Origin of the sequence: Pseudomonas sp. 13159349 (assembly GCF_013305685.1) — a bacterium.
GTDB classification, from domain to species: Bacteria; Pseudomonadota; Gammaproteobacteria; order Pseudomonadales; family Pseudomonadaceae; genus Aquipseudomonas; species Aquipseudomonas asiatica.
Genome location: NZ_CP045553.1, coordinates 2,637,158 through 2,651,039 on the forward strand (window position 1 = coordinate 2,637,158; position 13,882 = coordinate 2,651,039).

The 13,882-nt window shown below is 60.0% G+C and carries 15 protein-coding genes and 3 pseudogenes; 8 read left to right on the forward strand and 10 right to left on the reverse strand.

The features are described from left to right. Window positions 1–7: 7 nt before the first annotated feature. From GEV38_RS12380 to GEV38_RS12390, 3 genes and pseudogenes are all read right to left on the reverse strand, one after another. Window positions 8–775: pseudogene (locus GEV38_RS12380) on the reverse strand (MgtC/SapB family protein); the annotation flags it as partial. Further along, window positions 760–1,581, reverse strand: a complete 822-nt coding sequence (locus tag GEV38_RS12385; protein ID WP_054572912.1) for a helix-turn-helix domain-containing protein — start codon at window positions 1,579–1,581, stop codon at window positions 760–762. The pseudogene GEV38_RS12380 and the gene GEV38_RS12385, both read right to left, overlap by 16 nt. 2 nt (window positions 1,582–1,583) lie before the next feature. Further along, entirely contained in the window at window positions 1,584–1,832 is a 249-nt protein-coding gene (locus tag GEV38_RS12390; protein WP_223997932.1) for a hypothetical protein, read from the reverse strand. Window positions 1,833–2,204: 372 nt separating this feature from the next. On the opposite strand from GEV38_RS12390, the gene GEV38_RS12395 reads away from it, so the two are divergent. Further along, a complete protein-coding gene (locus GEV38_RS12395) occupies window positions 2,205–3,131 on the forward strand; it encodes a universal stress protein (RefSeq protein ID WP_015270122.1) in 927 nt (308 codons plus the stop codon). A gap of 27 nt (window positions 3,132–3,158) precedes the next feature. On the opposite strand, the gene GEV38_RS12400 is transcribed toward GEV38_RS12395, so the two are convergent. Next, the gene (locus GEV38_RS12400; RefSeq protein WP_015270123.1) at window positions 3,159–3,707 is read right to left on the reverse strand and encodes a GNAT family N-acetyltransferase; all 549 of its coding nucleotides are present in this window, start codon (window positions 3,705–3,707) and stop codon (window positions 3,159–3,161) included. Window positions 3,708–3,893: 186 nt separating this feature from the next. Here GEV38_RS12400 and GEV38_RS12405 point away from each other — a divergent pair, with 186 nt between their 5' ends. The 3 genes from GEV38_RS12405 to GEV38_RS12415 are packed head-to-tail and all read left to right on the forward strand — an operon-like array spanning window position 3,894 to window position 6,842. Further along, window positions 3,894–4,808: a universal stress protein gene (locus GEV38_RS12405; RefSeq protein WP_054572913.1), complete on the forward strand. Its 915-nt coding sequence runs from the start codon at window positions 3,894–3,896 to the stop codon at window positions 4,806–4,808. 2 nt (window positions 4,809–4,810) lie between these two features. After that, entirely contained in the window at window positions 4,811–6,178 is a 1,368-nt protein-coding gene (locus GEV38_RS12410) for an MBL fold metallo-hydrolase RNA specificity domain-containing protein (RefSeq protein WP_015270125.1), read from the forward strand. Between the two features lie 55 nt (window positions 6,179–6,233). Continuing rightward, window positions 6,234–6,842, forward strand: a complete 609-nt coding sequence (locus GEV38_RS12415; protein ID WP_043935573.1) for a hypothetical protein — start codon at window positions 6,234–6,236, stop codon at window positions 6,840–6,842. Between the two features lie 185 nt (window positions 6,843–7,027). On the opposite strand, the gene GEV38_RS12420 is transcribed toward GEV38_RS12415, so the two are convergent. Continuing rightward, complete coding sequence (locus GEV38_RS12420) at window positions 7,028–7,597, reverse strand: GNAT family N-acetyltransferase (protein ID WP_054572914.1); 570 nt, start codon at window positions 7,595–7,597, stop codon at window positions 7,028–7,030. A gap of 57 nt (window positions 7,598–7,654) precedes the next feature. After that, a complete protein-coding gene (locus tag GEV38_RS12425) occupies window positions 7,655–8,113 on the reverse strand; it encodes a hemerythrin domain-containing protein (RefSeq protein WP_054572915.1) in 459 nt (152 codons plus the stop codon). Between the two features lie 231 nt (window positions 8,114–8,344). On the opposite strand from GEV38_RS12425, the gene GEV38_RS12430 reads away from it, so the two are divergent. Beyond that, the gene (locus GEV38_RS12430; RefSeq protein WP_024086875.1) at window positions 8,345–9,076 is read left to right on the forward strand and encodes a helix-turn-helix domain-containing protein; all 732 of its coding nucleotides are present in this window, start codon (window positions 8,345–8,347) and stop codon (window positions 9,074–9,076) included. Here GEV38_RS12430 and GEV38_RS12435 read toward each other — a convergent pair. Next, window positions 9,051–9,776: a hypothetical protein gene (locus tag GEV38_RS12435; protein WP_054572916.1), complete on the reverse strand. Its 726-nt coding sequence runs from the start codon at window positions 9,774–9,776 to the stop codon at window positions 9,051–9,053. The two genes, GEV38_RS12430 and GEV38_RS12435, sit on opposite strands and share 26 nt — an antisense overlap. A 194-nt stretch (window positions 9,777–9,970) precedes the next feature. Here GEV38_RS12435 and GEV38_RS12440 point away from each other — a divergent pair, with 194 nt between their 5' ends. Next, entirely contained in the window at window positions 9,971–10,525 is a 555-nt protein-coding gene (locus GEV38_RS12440) for an Hsp20/alpha crystallin family protein (protein ID WP_173895839.1), read from the forward strand. Between the two features lie 140 nt (window positions 10,526–10,665). Here GEV38_RS12440 and GEV38_RS12445 read toward each other — a convergent pair whose 3' ends face one another. The 3 genes and pseudogenes from GEV38_RS12445 to GEV38_RS12455 form a co-directional block, all read right to left on the reverse strand. After that, on the reverse strand, window positions 10,666–11,091 hold the full coding sequence (locus tag GEV38_RS12445) for a potassium channel family protein (protein WP_015270132.1): 426 nt from the start codon (window positions 11,089–11,091) through the stop codon (window positions 10,666–10,668). A gap of 27 nt (window positions 11,092–11,118) precedes the next feature. Further along, a pseudogene (locus tag GEV38_RS12450) lies at window positions 11,119–11,337 on the reverse strand (cell division protein FtsH); the annotation flags it as partial. After that, a pseudogene (locus tag GEV38_RS12455) lies at window positions 11,289–11,606 on the reverse strand (divalent metal cation transporter); the annotation flags it as partial. The pseudogenes GEV38_RS12455 and GEV38_RS12450, both read right to left, overlap by 49 nt. Window positions 11,607–11,893: 287 nt before the next feature. Between GEV38_RS12455 and GEV38_RS12460 the strand changes: the two are divergent. After that, the gene (locus GEV38_RS12460) at window positions 11,894–12,463 is read left to right on the forward strand and encodes an acyl carrier protein (RefSeq protein WP_015270135.1); all 570 of its coding nucleotides are present in this window, start codon (window positions 11,894–11,896) and stop codon (window positions 12,461–12,463) included. 11 nt (window positions 12,464–12,474) lie between these two features. After that, on the forward strand, window positions 12,475–13,749 hold the full coding sequence (locus tag GEV38_RS12465; protein ID WP_102083849.1) for a beta-ketoacyl-[acyl-carrier-protein] synthase family protein: 1,275 nt from the start codon (window positions 12,475–12,477) through the stop codon (window positions 13,747–13,749). Window positions 13,750–13,882 lie beyond the last annotated feature (133 nt).

Genomic DNA, 13,882 nt, shown 5'->3' on the forward strand with positions numbered 1-13,882 from the left:
CGTCATAACGGTCGACGATGCCTAGCACCAGGGCGAATTGCGCGATGCTGGCGAGGTTCGACAGTACGGCAGCGGCGGCCAAGGGCCTCACGGCTGTGACTTGCCGACGTGCCTCATGGGCAAGCAGCGCAATGGTTGCCGTGCCGGAGGCGAAACCTGAGGCGATCGCGCTCAGGGGCAAGCCGTAGCGTGGGCCCACCAGACGCATTGCGATATGCCCCAGTGCACCGACGGTCATCAGCAGGACGACCAGCGTACAGATGGTGCGAGGGTTGAGTGCGCCATACGGCCCCATGAACCTGTCCGGTGTCAACGGTAGCACCACCAGCGCTACCGTCAGCAGCATCAAACCATCGCGCAGTTCTTCCTCGCTCAGCTGCTGGAGCACGAAATGGTGCAGCTCGCGGCGCAGTGCCAGCAGCACGGTCAGCACCACGCCGACCGCCGTGGCAAGTTCTGGCTCGTCAAGGCTCAGTGCGCCCAGCGTCAGCACCAGTAGCAGGGCGATTTCGCTGGTTACTTCGGGGTCTTTGTCGGCGTGTTTGCGGTAATGCATGCACAGCATCAGAACCAGGCTCAGGCTGGCGACCCCGACCAGTACCGGCCCGGCCAGCAACATGCTGACGTAGCCCAGCAGGGCGGTGATGGCGAAGGTCCTAAGGCCGGCAGCGGCATGATCTTCATTGCGGCCTTTCTTGCGCTCGCGCTCAAGCCCCACCAACATGCCGATGCCCAGCGCGACGGCACCGTGGCTGACATTTACCGCGTCGAGCATGGCGCCTTCGGGGTGTCCTTGGGGCTGACTTCCGCGCCGCCTTGCTCAAGGGCTATCAAGGCTGGCAGATCGAGTATCTCGACAAGCCTGCCACGCATGCTGACGATGCCCAGCGCGCGCATGCGGGCGACTGAGCGACACACGGTTTCCAGGCGCAGGCCCAGGTACGAAGCCATGTCTTCCCGGGACATGCGCAGCATGAAGCCGTGGGCAGAGTAGCCGCGGCTGAAGAAGCGCTGTGACAACCCAACCAGGAAGCTTGCCAGGCGCTGTTCGGCGGTGAGGTTGCACAGCATCAGCACCCGCTCATGCTCACGCACGATTTCTCGGCTCATCAAACGGTTCAGGCTTTGCTGCAGGACGGGAAAGTCACGCGCCAATGCCTGCAGCCGGCGATAGGGGACAGGGCACACCTCGCTGTCTTCCAGGGCAATGGCATCGCATACGTGATGTTCGGTGGCGATGGCGTCGAGCCCAAGTACATCGCCCGGCATCCAGAAATTGATCACCACGCCCTGGCCTTCGGCGCTGTTCAGGCTGGTCTTGAAGCTGCCACAGCGCACGGCATAAAGCGTCGTCAGCGGAGCGTTGGCGTTGAACAGCGCGGCGCCTTTGCGAATACGCATGCGCGGGCCGATCAGTGCGCCCAGGCAACTGTTGTCATGCACGGGCAGACCGGTGGGCAGGCACAGCCCGCTGACACGGCACTCTGTGCACAGGGTCGTCAGCGGTTTCAGGTGAATCGGGGTTGCCGGGCTCGACGCTGCAGGTTGGTCGAGCAAGGTCACTTTCAGTAGGCCAGTCATTTTCAGGCCTCCTTCGCGCATCGGAGACCTGCCTGGGCTGCCATCCCTGCATTGGCTTTGCCAACGCTGCCCATACCTGGGCGTGGTGACCAGTCGGCGAGCATGTCCCGCGAGTGGGGCGCGTTGAGGCGCGCATTCAACCGGTCGACAAAGGCTTGCGCTTCGGTGGACGTAACGAAGCTCACCCGGCAGTCGTCCATGCGGACCCACCAGCGGTTCTGCTGAGGGCTATTTTCGACGTAGATGTTCATGGAAGCCTCCAAAAGCATGCATGAGCAAACCAACTGCAAATCCATGCGAAAACGAAGGCATCCCTGCCGGCAACAGGGGTGTTCAGGGCGTGATTGCCATTTTCATCGCGCTATCGCGCTGGTTGGCGAACGACCATAGGCGACGTTCGATGGTTTTCATGAGCGCCATGGCACGCCTCCGGGGCATTCGATGATTGTTGTTGGTGTAGGGTCAGATTGCGCCGTTAACGGCCAAGAGCTTTGACCAGTATCAAATTTCCGCGCCGCGGGCGTTGCCGTTTGTCCGCCCAGTGGTTCAGTTGATAAACATCAAATCCGCCAGGTGCGGGTGATGGATGATCCAGGAACACTTCCCAACCGCTGAGGTGCGCCATGGACAACCCGCAAAGACTCTTGCTGATCGCCTCGCCCCTGATGCGGCGCACCCCGGTCTACGACCGTGCGGCTGCGCTGGCCAAGGCCAAGGGCATGGCCCTGCATATCGTTGCTTTCGACTATCTCGAAGGCCTTGCCACGGCGGGCCTGGTCAACGACCAGACACTGGCTGTGATGCGTGAAGGTTATGTACAGCAACACCGTGAATGGCTGGAAACCCAAGCGCTTTCGATGCGCCGTAACGGGGTCACGGTCACCACCGAAGTGGTATGGGTGCAGCATCCGCTGGACGAGATCCTCGTCCACCTGCGCGAGCAGCCGTTCGCCATGCTGATCAAAGCCTTCGAGCATGAACCCTGGTGGGCGCGGGCGATGTTCACCTCGCTCGACATTCAGTTGCTGCGGGAAACCCGCATCCCCCTGCACCTGGTGCATCAGGCCAGCCACGCGCTGCCGCGCAAGATTCTGGCTGCCGTGGACCTGTCCCGCCCCGAGGACCAGTTTGAGGGGTTCAATGACCAGATCATCAGTGAAGCGCTGAAACTGGCATTACAGTGCAACGCCCAGATCGAACTGCTATATGCCTACGACCTGGGGTCCATGTACCTGGACTCAGGCGGCAGCCGCGAGCATTCGTTTCTGTTCGACTCCAACCTCGCCCAGACACTGCACGAGGCGCAAAGCGAGGCATTCCAGGCACTGGCCGAACGTAACGGTATCGCCGCCGAACACCGCCACCTGCGGCTGGGAGACCCGGCCAAGGTGCTGGCGCTGTTCATGGAGAACAATGATATCGATGTGCTGGTCATGGGCAGTTACCACCATCGCGGCATTGGCTGGTTCATCGGTAGCACTGCGGAGCGGGTATTGCATCGGTTGTCCAGCAGCGTGCTGGTGATATCACCAGAGCATTCCCAAGGCTGAGAGACAAGGCCCGAAAGGGCCTTGCTTTCAGGCGTGAAGATCGAGCTCGTGAAGGATTTCGCTGACATCGCCACCCAGGTAGCGGGAGGTGAACCCCAGGGTCTTGGTCAGCCGGTGCATGGCGTAGTTGTTCGCCAGGTCCCTGGAGATCATGCAGTGGAAGCCATTGCGCTTCGCGGCCGCGATCAGGTGCTGCATCAGCAGCCGGCCCAGCCCCTTGCGTTGCCATTCTTCATTTACGGCTACCGCGCATTCGCACTGGAGGCTGCCGGGAACACTGGCATACCGGCTGACCCCGATCTGGCGCAACTGGCCATCTGCATGGACCAGGGCAACGTAGGCTTCGCACTGGTGATGATCCACCGGCATATGCTGCGCATCCAGGCTCGGCACACCGCCACTGAGCCCGGCGATGAAGCGGAAACGCCGGGCCTCGAAGGCGATCGTGCTGAGAAAGCGGCGGTCCCTTTCGCGGTCTTCCTCGCGCAGGGGGCGGATCAGTACGGCAGAGCCATCAGAAAGCTTGTCGATCCAATGCTCGCACGCGTCTGGCTTTTCAGTCTGTTGCCTGTTCATGTCGCCTCCCGGTCACCTGGTCGATGCTTGCCAGAGCTGTTGTACCGTGCTGGGCGGCGCCGGTTCTGACAATCGTCAAGTTCCGGCTCGGATGGTGGTTTTCTGATCTGCATCAAGCGCGAACAGGCCTGCTTTCGGACAATCGCCTCCATCATCACGCCAGCCGCGCAAGCCCGGAGGTTCGCCATGGGTCAATATCGTCAACTGCTGGTGCTGCTCACCGAGCTCGATCCGCATTCGGCCGCGCTGCGCCGGGCCCTGGCCCTGGCGCATGTCAGTGGTGCCAGTGTGCATGTACTGGGCTTGTTCGAACCGACGCAGGAGCACCTGCTGCGCGAAGAGCGATTGAACGAGGCCGATATCCAGCGTCAGTTCGACCACTACGGTTTGCGGCTGGCGGGGTTGGTCGAGCGTCACCGTGGCAGCGGCATCGCTTTGACGGTCGACACCTTGCAGGCAGATGACATCCGCAGCCAGGCCATCGACTACATCAGCGAACTGCACCCCGATATGGTCATCAAGGACAGCGAAGTGACGCCAACCATGATGCGCCTGTTCAGCACGCCCCTGGATTGCGCGTTGATGCGGGGCTTGAAGGGCATCACGCACTTCGTACCGGAGGCGGCGGTGTCGCTGCCCCGGCGCGTGCTGGTCGCCGTGGACACCTCCTTCAGCGAAACCCCCGAGGACCAGGCGTCCTTCAACCGCAGGCTGATTCGTGCAGCGCAGGCGCTGGCACTGCAATGCGATGCACAGCTGCACCTGCTCTCGGCCTACAACCTGGCGGGCGTGTTCGCCTCGGACATGAACGTTACCCAGGCGTGGATCGATGAGATGCGCAATGCCTTGAAGGAGCCGTTCGACACCTTGGCGGACGCCGAGGGGGTCCCGGCCGATTGCCGCCACTTCCTGGAAGGTGGCCCGGTTCAGGTGATTCGCGAGCAAGTCGCTGTGCTGGATATCGACGCGGTGGTCATGGGCGTCGTGCAGCCAAAGGGCCTGGACAAACTGCTCGGCGACACCACAGAACGCATCGTCAGCCGCCCGCCGTGCAGCGTCCTTGCGGTTCACCCTCAAGCGGCCGAAACCTTGGAGCCCTAGCCATGCAACTGACATTCCTCGGTGGTACCGGGACCGTGACGGGCAGCAAGTTCCTGTTGACCCACGAGAGCAGCCGCGTGCTGATCGACTGCGGGCTGTTCCAAGGCTACAAGCAACTGCGCCTGCGCAACTGGGAACCGCTATCGGCGGCGCTGCGCGCGCTTGATGCCGTGGTGCTGACCCACGCCCACCTCGACCACAGCGGTTATCTTCCGGTGCTCGCGAAGGAAGGCTATACCGGGCCGATCTACGCAACACCGGCCACCTGTGCCTTGGCCGAAATCCTGTTGCTCGACAGTGCCCGGCTGCAAGAAGAGCAGGCAGAGCATGCCAACCGGCACGGCTACTCGAAGCATTCGCCGGCACGCCCGCTTTACACCGAACAGGATGCAAAGCGTGCATTGGCATTGTTGCGCCCTGTGGAGTTGCATCACCCGACCATGATTGCGCCGGGGATGGAGCTGTTGTTGCGCACGGCTGGGCACATACTCGGCGCGGCGACGGTACAGATCAAGGTCGACGGCCAGACCTTGGTCTTCTCTGGCGACCTGGGTCGGCCACAAGACCCGATCATGCGCGCGCCGGAACTGATCAGGACGGCAGACGTGCTGCTGGTGGAGTCCACCTATGGCGATCGCCAGCATCCAAGCGAATCGACCGAACAGTTTCTGACCCAGGTCATCAACCAGACCCTCCTGCGCCACGGCATCACCTTGGTGCCCTCATTCGCGGTTGGCCGGGCCCAGTTGCTGATGTATTACCTGTACAAGCTCAAGCGCGATGGCCTGATACCCGACATTCCGGTCTACCTCAACAGCCCGATGGCCACAGACGCAACCACCCTTTACCAGCAGTTCCGGAGCGAGCATCGCCTGACGTTGGCGGAATGCGCCGACATGTGCAGGGACACGCATATCATCCGTACCGTCGATGAATCCCGGCATCTGGATCAGCTGCGTGAGCCCGCGGTCATTATCGCCGCCAGTGGCATGGCGACCGGTGGACGAGTCTTGCACCATCTCAAGGCGCTGGCCCCCAACCCACGCAACAGCATTCTGTTCTCTGGTTTCCAGGCCGGCGGTACGCGCGGCGCCGACATCGTCGCCGGTGCGCGCAGTGTCCGCCTGCACGGTGAAGACGTGCCTATCCGGGCCCAGGTGCATGCGATGGATAATCTCTCTGCGCACGTCGATGCCGACGAGATCATGGAGTGGTTGCGCGGTTTCGCCCGCCCGCCACGCCAGACCTATGTCATCCATGGTGAGCCGCACGCCGCCGACACGTTGCGGCGGCGGATCAGCATCGAGCTCGGTTGGCAGGTGTACGTACCCGAGTACCACGAAACGGTTGCTATTGACCCAGTGCGCTAGCCTGGGCCGGGAGGCTGTCATGGATACACAAGCAAGGGCGAAACTCCGGGCCTGGATGCATCGGCCACGGGGTAGCCTGGGGTTTATCGTGGCAATCTTCGCACTGCTCGTCGTGGTCGCTGCCTACCGGTCGTTGAACCCGAACTGGCGCCTGCCGATGCAACATCCACTTATGCTGCTGGCGTTGCTCGCCTTGTGCGTGGCGTTGGGGTGGGTGGTGCAGCGTGGCGTGAAACGCACGGTAGGCAAGACCATATTCAACGGCCAGGCCACGGGCTGGCAGGCTCGGCTTGCCTTCCTGCGCTCGGTCACCCAGGAGTCGAACGTGCTCTTGGGCATGTTGCTGTTCCTGGCGTTGCTCGCTGGCGGCACGGTTTGGCTGGCGGGGCGCTCGGTGGACCGAATCGTGGAAAATTGCACAGACAGCCTGCAGGCCCGGGTGAACACCCCTGAGGATGAAAAGCTCACGGCATTGGTCGGCAAGCCGGTGTGTACCTGCCTGGCGCAGACGTTTCTCGACCGTAATGGGGTGATACGCCTGGCCTTGTTCGAAACGCCGATGCGGGAAGTGAGCGCATACAAGGCGTTGACGGCAGACGATGAACAGCGCTGCCTCGAGCAGTTCGACCTGCTGCCTGAAGAGGCCCGGGCGACGCTGCCTTGAATGTTATGTAGTGCTTGCCAGTAGCTGAAACGACAGGCGCCCGTCGCGGCGCGGGAGGTTTCCATGTCGCATGATCTTGCTCTTTGTTCACGGATACCTCCTCGTGCGGATAGGGCCGGAGGTCGTGGGGCTTGCAGCGGGCGGGGCAGCACGGTGGCTGCCCCAGGCGCTGGCGCAGCGGCGCTTCAGGTCAGGTTGAGGCGATGGATGACCTGGGCCGGATCATCCGGATCGGTAGTGGTGGTGAATCCTGCCGCCTTGGCCAGGTCGCGCATCGCCAGGTTGGCGGCTGAGTCGATCGAGTACATCTGCCGCAGGCCCTTTGCCCGGGCATGATCGGTCAGGTGCTTGAGCAGCAGGCGGCCCAGGCCATGGTGCTGCCAGCTGTCGAGTACTGTCACGGCGCATTCGCATTCATCCTTGCCGGCAATGGCGGCATAACGCGATATGCCCACCTCCTGCAGCTCGCCGTCCACATGGGCGAGGGCGACATAAGCCGCTTGTCGGTCCTGGTCGACCGCCATCAACTGGTCGAGCATCGCCTCACCGGGCTCTTTGATCTGGCACAGGAAGCGAAAATGCCGCGACTGCGGTGACAGCCGTTCGATGAAGGCCCTCTCGCGCTCCCGGTCCTTGGCTTGTAGCGGCCTGATCAGTACATGGGTGCCATTGTCGAGGGCTTCGATCCAATGCTCGCCCACAGGCTTGGGAAACGAGGGCGCGGTATGTTGACGGGAAGTATCAGCAGAAGCCATGGCAGTATCCTCGTGTGATTGAGATGGGGCGGTTGGGCGCTTGAATTTGCACTCCAGTTAATTCCATTGATGTTTTATTTCCAGCCATTGACTGTTTGAAAGCCATTTGTCTGCAGCTGGAAAGAATATGTTTTCCTCCGACTCCATGTGGTCGTAATATTTTTCGATATAGTCATCGACAGTGTCAGCGATTACTTTCGTGTCTTTTGTCGTAGCCGCTAATGTTTTCAATTGCCCAGCAATGCGCGCAAATGCCTGGTGATCTCGCTCGATATCCAGGATCCGCGGGTGGATCGGCGCCTCCGTGGCCAGCAAGGCTCGCCGAATGATTTCTTCATTCTCATGGTGGTGCCGCTCTGCATTGCTGTGCAAGGCCTCCAACATTTCGAACAAAAGCTTACAGTCATCAGTGGCATCGGGTTCATGCTTTAGCTTTTTCAGCAACTTCCTGATCTGGCTTATCTTATTGGCCATGTCATGGTGATAGGCGTGAAGTTCGTTCAGTAAGGTATTCATGACACATCCTCTACACGTTACCAGACAATGCAGATTTATAAGGCCCAGGGGCCTTCAGACAGGAACACGGGTTGAAGGCTGTCTAAGTCGAGCATGAGGGCAGCGCACTGGCCTGACTTGATCTTGATCAAGCTTTAGGGCACAGCCATGACCCTTGGTCAGTTGCCTCAGAAACTTCGGGCGAAGCGGCTAGCGTTTATAGAGCCCGCAAGAAAAAGCGGAGACATCGTCATGTCAGGCCCTGAAGATATGGGTATAAAGCCCCAGGTAAAGTGCCTTGCGTGCTCTTTGAGCCGACTTTGCCTGCCCGCCAGCCTAAGCGTCGATGAAGTGGAAAAGCTGGAGCGTATCATTCGCCGTAACCGCCCTTTGAAGAGGGGCGAGTATCTGTTCAAGGCCGATGAGCCCATGGAGCATGTGTTTGCCCTGCGCTCAGGAGTCATCAAGAATTTTCTGATTGATACCGAGGGCAACGAGCGGGTCACCGGCTTCGTTCTGCCGGGCGAAATCTTGGGGCTGGACGCTATCGGGGCAAGTCATTATCGGAGCTATGCGTTGGCGCTGGACGTTTCGCTGGTCTGCTCGATCCGGCTGGACCAGTTGGTTGATCTGTCGGGGCAGATACCCGGATTGCGCTATCAACTGTTGCACATGCTCAGCCTGGGTATTCAAGGCAAGGACGAACACCTGCGCTGTTGCCACGGACGAGCCGAGCAGCGCCTTTCGCTTTTCCTGTTGGGCATGGCGGCGCGTTATCAAGAAAGAGGTTTGCGTGCAGACGTCCTTAATCTGCCCATGTCGCGAGGAGATATCGCAAACTACCTGGACCTTACCCTGGAAACTGTCTCCCGGCTTTTCAGCCGGTTCAATCAGGCTGGGCTCCTGCAATGCGTTGGCCGGGAAGTCCGACTCATCGATCAACAGGGCCTGCTCAAGCTCAGTCGGATGGAGGAGCCGAATTGAGGGCCTCGAGAATCCTGTCATAACGTTGCACAGGCCCATTCAGAGGAAATTGACAATTCCAGGATGGACGCGACACATGGTCTGCCCGCAACCAGATACGCTGTATCGGGACCCCTTTTTGCCAACAGATGCGCGCGGCATGCCTTGCCACCAAGGATGGCGCGCAGCAGTAGACAGTGTCCGGCTTGAAATCCTCCAGCTGTTCAGTCAGTTGACTCCAAACGCTTCTGCTGTTGCGCGGCACCGAGGTAAACGCTGAGATCCATGGCTTACATTCAGCGGGCAGTTGCTCCTGCTCAAAGCTTTCGTGCAACAGCCTCACCTCTACCCAAGGTAGCCAACAGCGAACCTCATCCAGTGTGCAAAGTAGCGCCAAAACCCCCTCGCCGTGAGTGATAGCCAGCAGTCGCACACTCTGCAAGGGCACCGGCCAGGCGCTGCCCAGAGGGCCTGAGTACTCCAGCAGATCTCCGACCTTCAATGCCAGGACGCTGCGGGTGGCGACCATGAACTGACCTGCTGCGCCAGGCATGCTGATGTAGTTGCAGGTCCAGCGCTGGGTTTGATTCGCCAGTTGGCAATACTGGCCTGGCATCGCCTCGCTGCGTTGCGGGTTGCACAGCATCAGGCGAAGGTACTGTATGCCGGGCCCCGGCAATGTTTCCAGCAAACGGACACACTCACTGTCATCCTGGTCCATATGCGCCTCGAACAGGTTTGGGCGGGCCACGTTCCATATAAGCTAAGCCCCTGCGATGGCAACACTTTGATCAGGATCAAACCGACAGAGGATGGTGGCCGCATCCTGATTGATAAAGGTCAAACGGGGGCTTGCCTGCCAGCGCAATATCGAGGCGTCTCCCAGGGAGGCATTACTTATTAGAGGAGGTCGCCATGTCCGAAACAGCGAAGAAAGTACCTGTCACTTCCGCAACCACCCAACCTGCCAAGGCTACGCCACCAAGTACCGAGGCATCGGACCTGTGGCGCCCATTCCAGCAGTTGCGGCGTCAGATCGACAGCCTGTTCGACGATTTCGGTCGCCGGCCATTGCGCATGCCGTTCAGCCATACCCCGTTCGATGTCGAGCCATTCTGGCGCCGTGAACTGTTCAGCCATGGCATGCCGGCGATGGATATCAGCGAACTGGCCGATGAGTTTCGCATCAGCGCCGAACTGCCTGGAGTGGACGACAAGGACATCGAGATCAAGCTGGTCAATGGCAACGTTGTGATCCGCGTCGAGAAGCAGGAAGAGGTTGACGAAAAACGCAAGGAGTACCACCTGTCAGAGCGTCACTACGGCAGCTTCGAGCGGGTCTTCCAGTTGCCCCGTGAAGTCGACGCTGAAAAGATCACTGCCCAGTTTGCCAAGGGCGTGCTGCTGGTGCACTTGCCCAAACGCGCCGAAGCGATTCACCCTGAAAAAGTGATTCCCATCACCAAATGAGCGACCCGGCCGCGTTCAGGAGCATGGACGCTCCCTTCTCGTGTTACAGCGCAACGGTGCTCCAACCAACTGCCCCAGGTGACCTTCGCAAGCCGTCTGTTTGTGGCACTGGACGCCACACCCAGACGCCTGAACAGGCGCTATTTGGCTTTCCAGTATTTCTGCATTTCGAGGAACAGGAACGACGCGGTCCAGGTGATCAGCACCAGGCCTGTCAACGCTTGCAGGCCGGTGAGGTACTTCAGATGGCCGTTAGGCGCTATGTCGCCAAAGCCTATCGTGGTGTAGGTGGTGAAGGAAAAGTACACGCAATCCAGGAAGCTGCCGTCGAAGTTGCCACTGAGCGTGCCCCAGCCTTCGGCGTGAATCATCAGGTAATACACCAGGGCGAAACACCAGACCTCCAGCGCATGAGCCAGCAGCGCGCCGAATACGCCTGCGACGATCCGGAATCGGTTCCACAGTTTCAACCGCGGTAGCCAGTCGTTCAGGCGCAGCAGGCATTCGTAGTGGATGATCACCACCAGGATCACCACCAGCATGTTGATCAATGTGACGGTGAGCATGGTCGGTACTCGGACTGGATCGGAGTGTCATTTGGCCGCATCGACCAGATTATAGGTGGCAGGCTCCTTGGCCACCGGCAGCAGCGCCGGGAATTCTTCCGGGGTGATGGTTTCCCTGGCCAACAACAGGCGTGCCCCAGTGTCCAGGTCGGCGCGTCGTTGCTCGAGCAAGGTCCGGGCACGGGCGTAAGCGTCTTTCAGCAGGCCTCGAATACCCAGGTCGATTTCGCGCGCGGTCTGCTCTGTACAGGTAGTCCCCAATGCGCGCTGGCCCTGGCTATCAACTCTTGCCGCGCTTTGCGGTATTTCATGCTGGCGAACAAAGTGGCGAATACGCCTACGAAGAAAATGTACCAGCCGATCGGGCCGAAGAACAGTTCCAACGCCTTGCCCGGGTCGCCGAGCGTTTTCACCTCGATGCCGTTGGGCTGCAGGATTTCCGCGCCGACGATCCAGATCGCCAGGTTGATGACGATAGCGACGAATACCGCAAACAGCAGGTCGTTGCGCATGATGCCTCTGGTGCTTGCGGGCACGGTTATATCCCACTTTTGGAACTATCGTGCTGTTTCAAGCAATCGATTTTGTCATTTTACGATCCCTCTCCAAGCACCATTGAACTGCATAAATCAAAGGTTCCAGGGCGCGTCGGGATTTCTCGCAAAAAGCGATGATGGCACGTTGACTCTCCCCTTAGGGGGAGACTTTAGACTCCCGGCCCTCGATATATCTGGCCTGAAAACAGCATTTTTTGGCCCGATGAATTTATTCATTCAATGCGGCTTTTGTAGGGAAACAATCAATGAACAATCCCTTGGAATTGGACAGCGTTATCAGCAGTACACAGGAGATTCTTGCGCAGTTGCTGGTGTTGGACCGGGCCGACGTGGCAGAGCACAGCAGTATCGTTGACGACCTCGGCGCCGACTCGCTGGATATCGTCGACCTGAGCTTCCAGCTGGGCCGTCAGTACGGTTGCACCTTGCCGAAAACCAGCGTGCTGGATCACGCGGTAGCGGTGTTCGGCGACGCCACCCGGTTTGTCGAAAAAGGCCGAATCACGCAGGACGGCGTGGCCTTGCTGGAACAGAGCCTCAGCGCTTATGCGCCGGGCCAGTTGCACGCGGGCATGCAGCCGGGCGAAGTCTTCTCGGCCACCACCGTGCGTAACTGGGCGCAGCAATGCCATAACGTTTTCAACTACCTCCCCGAGACCTGCCCTGAGTGTGGGGCGGTACATGCCCAACTCAATGAACGCAAACAAGTGGTGTGTGGCGGTTGCAGTGCTCGTCTGACCCCTCTGGACGGTGACTCGATCTCGCGTCTGTTGGTTGAGCAGTACGCGGCCAACCAGTTGAAGGCTTCGGTGTAGGGGTTGCCTTGATGCAGGCCCGAGAGGTTCTGGTCACCGGCTATGGCCTGGTGGCTCCCACGGCACTGGATGCAGCCTCGCTGTTCACGACGATCAGCGAAAACCGTTCCTGCATTCGCCAGCACCCGGCGTTTGTCGAATTGGGGTTTGCGAACCCGGCGGCCGGATTTATCGATGAGCAACAATGGCAGGTGATCGCTGCGGCCTTTCCGGGCGATCTGCAGACCACCTCCCGCCAGGAATGGCTGGCGCATTACGTGGCCCGTCAGGCGTTGGCCCATGCCGGGTTGGCCGACGGCGCATTTGCCCGAGTCGCCAGCGGTATTTTCGTCGGGGCCAATAAATACTGCATGAGCGGTGATTTGCGGGACGCCAGCCGTTACATGGACGATCAGGGGCGGGTCGATCTTGACCAGTACCTGGATAACCACACCCTCAGCGGTGGGGCGTTCGCCCGGCGGGTTGATCAGCAAACCCGCCATCTCGCCGAATGGCTGGGTGTACGTGACCATATCTCCACACATTCCGATGCCTGTGCCGCTGGCACCATGGCCATCGGCAGCGCCTATCGAGCGATCGCCCGTGGCGAGATCGACCTGGCGTTGTGTGGCGCGGTGGAGTTGATGGCCCATGAATTGTCTTACTACAGCTTTGATGGGCTGGGCGCACTCTGCCAGCGAGTGGACTTTTCCCCACAAGAACAGAGCCGACCGTTCATGCCAGACCGCTGCGGTTTTGTGCTGAGTGAGGGGGCGGCGCTGTTGGTGCTGGAATCCCGCGAGCATGCCGAGCGTCGTCAGGCCCGCTCGCTGGGCCGGGTGCTGGGTTACGTGAATCTGTGCGAGGCAGAGAAAATCACCTCCAGCAGCCGCGATGGCAGCAAGTACGCCGCCTGCATGACCGCGGCCCTGGCCGATGCCGAACTGCCCAATGCGGCTGTGGACCATGTGAATGTTCACGGTACGTCGACACAGGCCAATGACCGTTGCGAGGCCCTGGGCCTGGCGCAGGTGTTCGGCGAAACCCTGGAGCAGATGACGTTCACCGCCAACAAATCTGCCGTTGGGCACTCGTTGGCCGGCAGTGGTGCCATTGAGGCGGTGCTGTCGTTGATGAGCATTCAGTCGGGCGTGGCCTTGCCGACCCTCAATTTTCAGCCGGAAAAATCCGAATTTCCGGAGTTGAAATTCCTTTGCGAACCGTTGCAGCAACCGATCAATGTCGTGCTCTCAAACTCCTTCGGGTTTGGTGGCGTGAACAGTTCGTTGGTGCTGGGCAGGGCATGACATGACCAGATCCAATTCAACTGCTGTTTATATCACTGCAGCGTCGGTACTCAACGCCGCCGGTACTGAATGTGCGCCTCGTGACAGTCAACCTCAGGCCGCGCAACCGCTGGATTTCGACCCGGCACGCCTG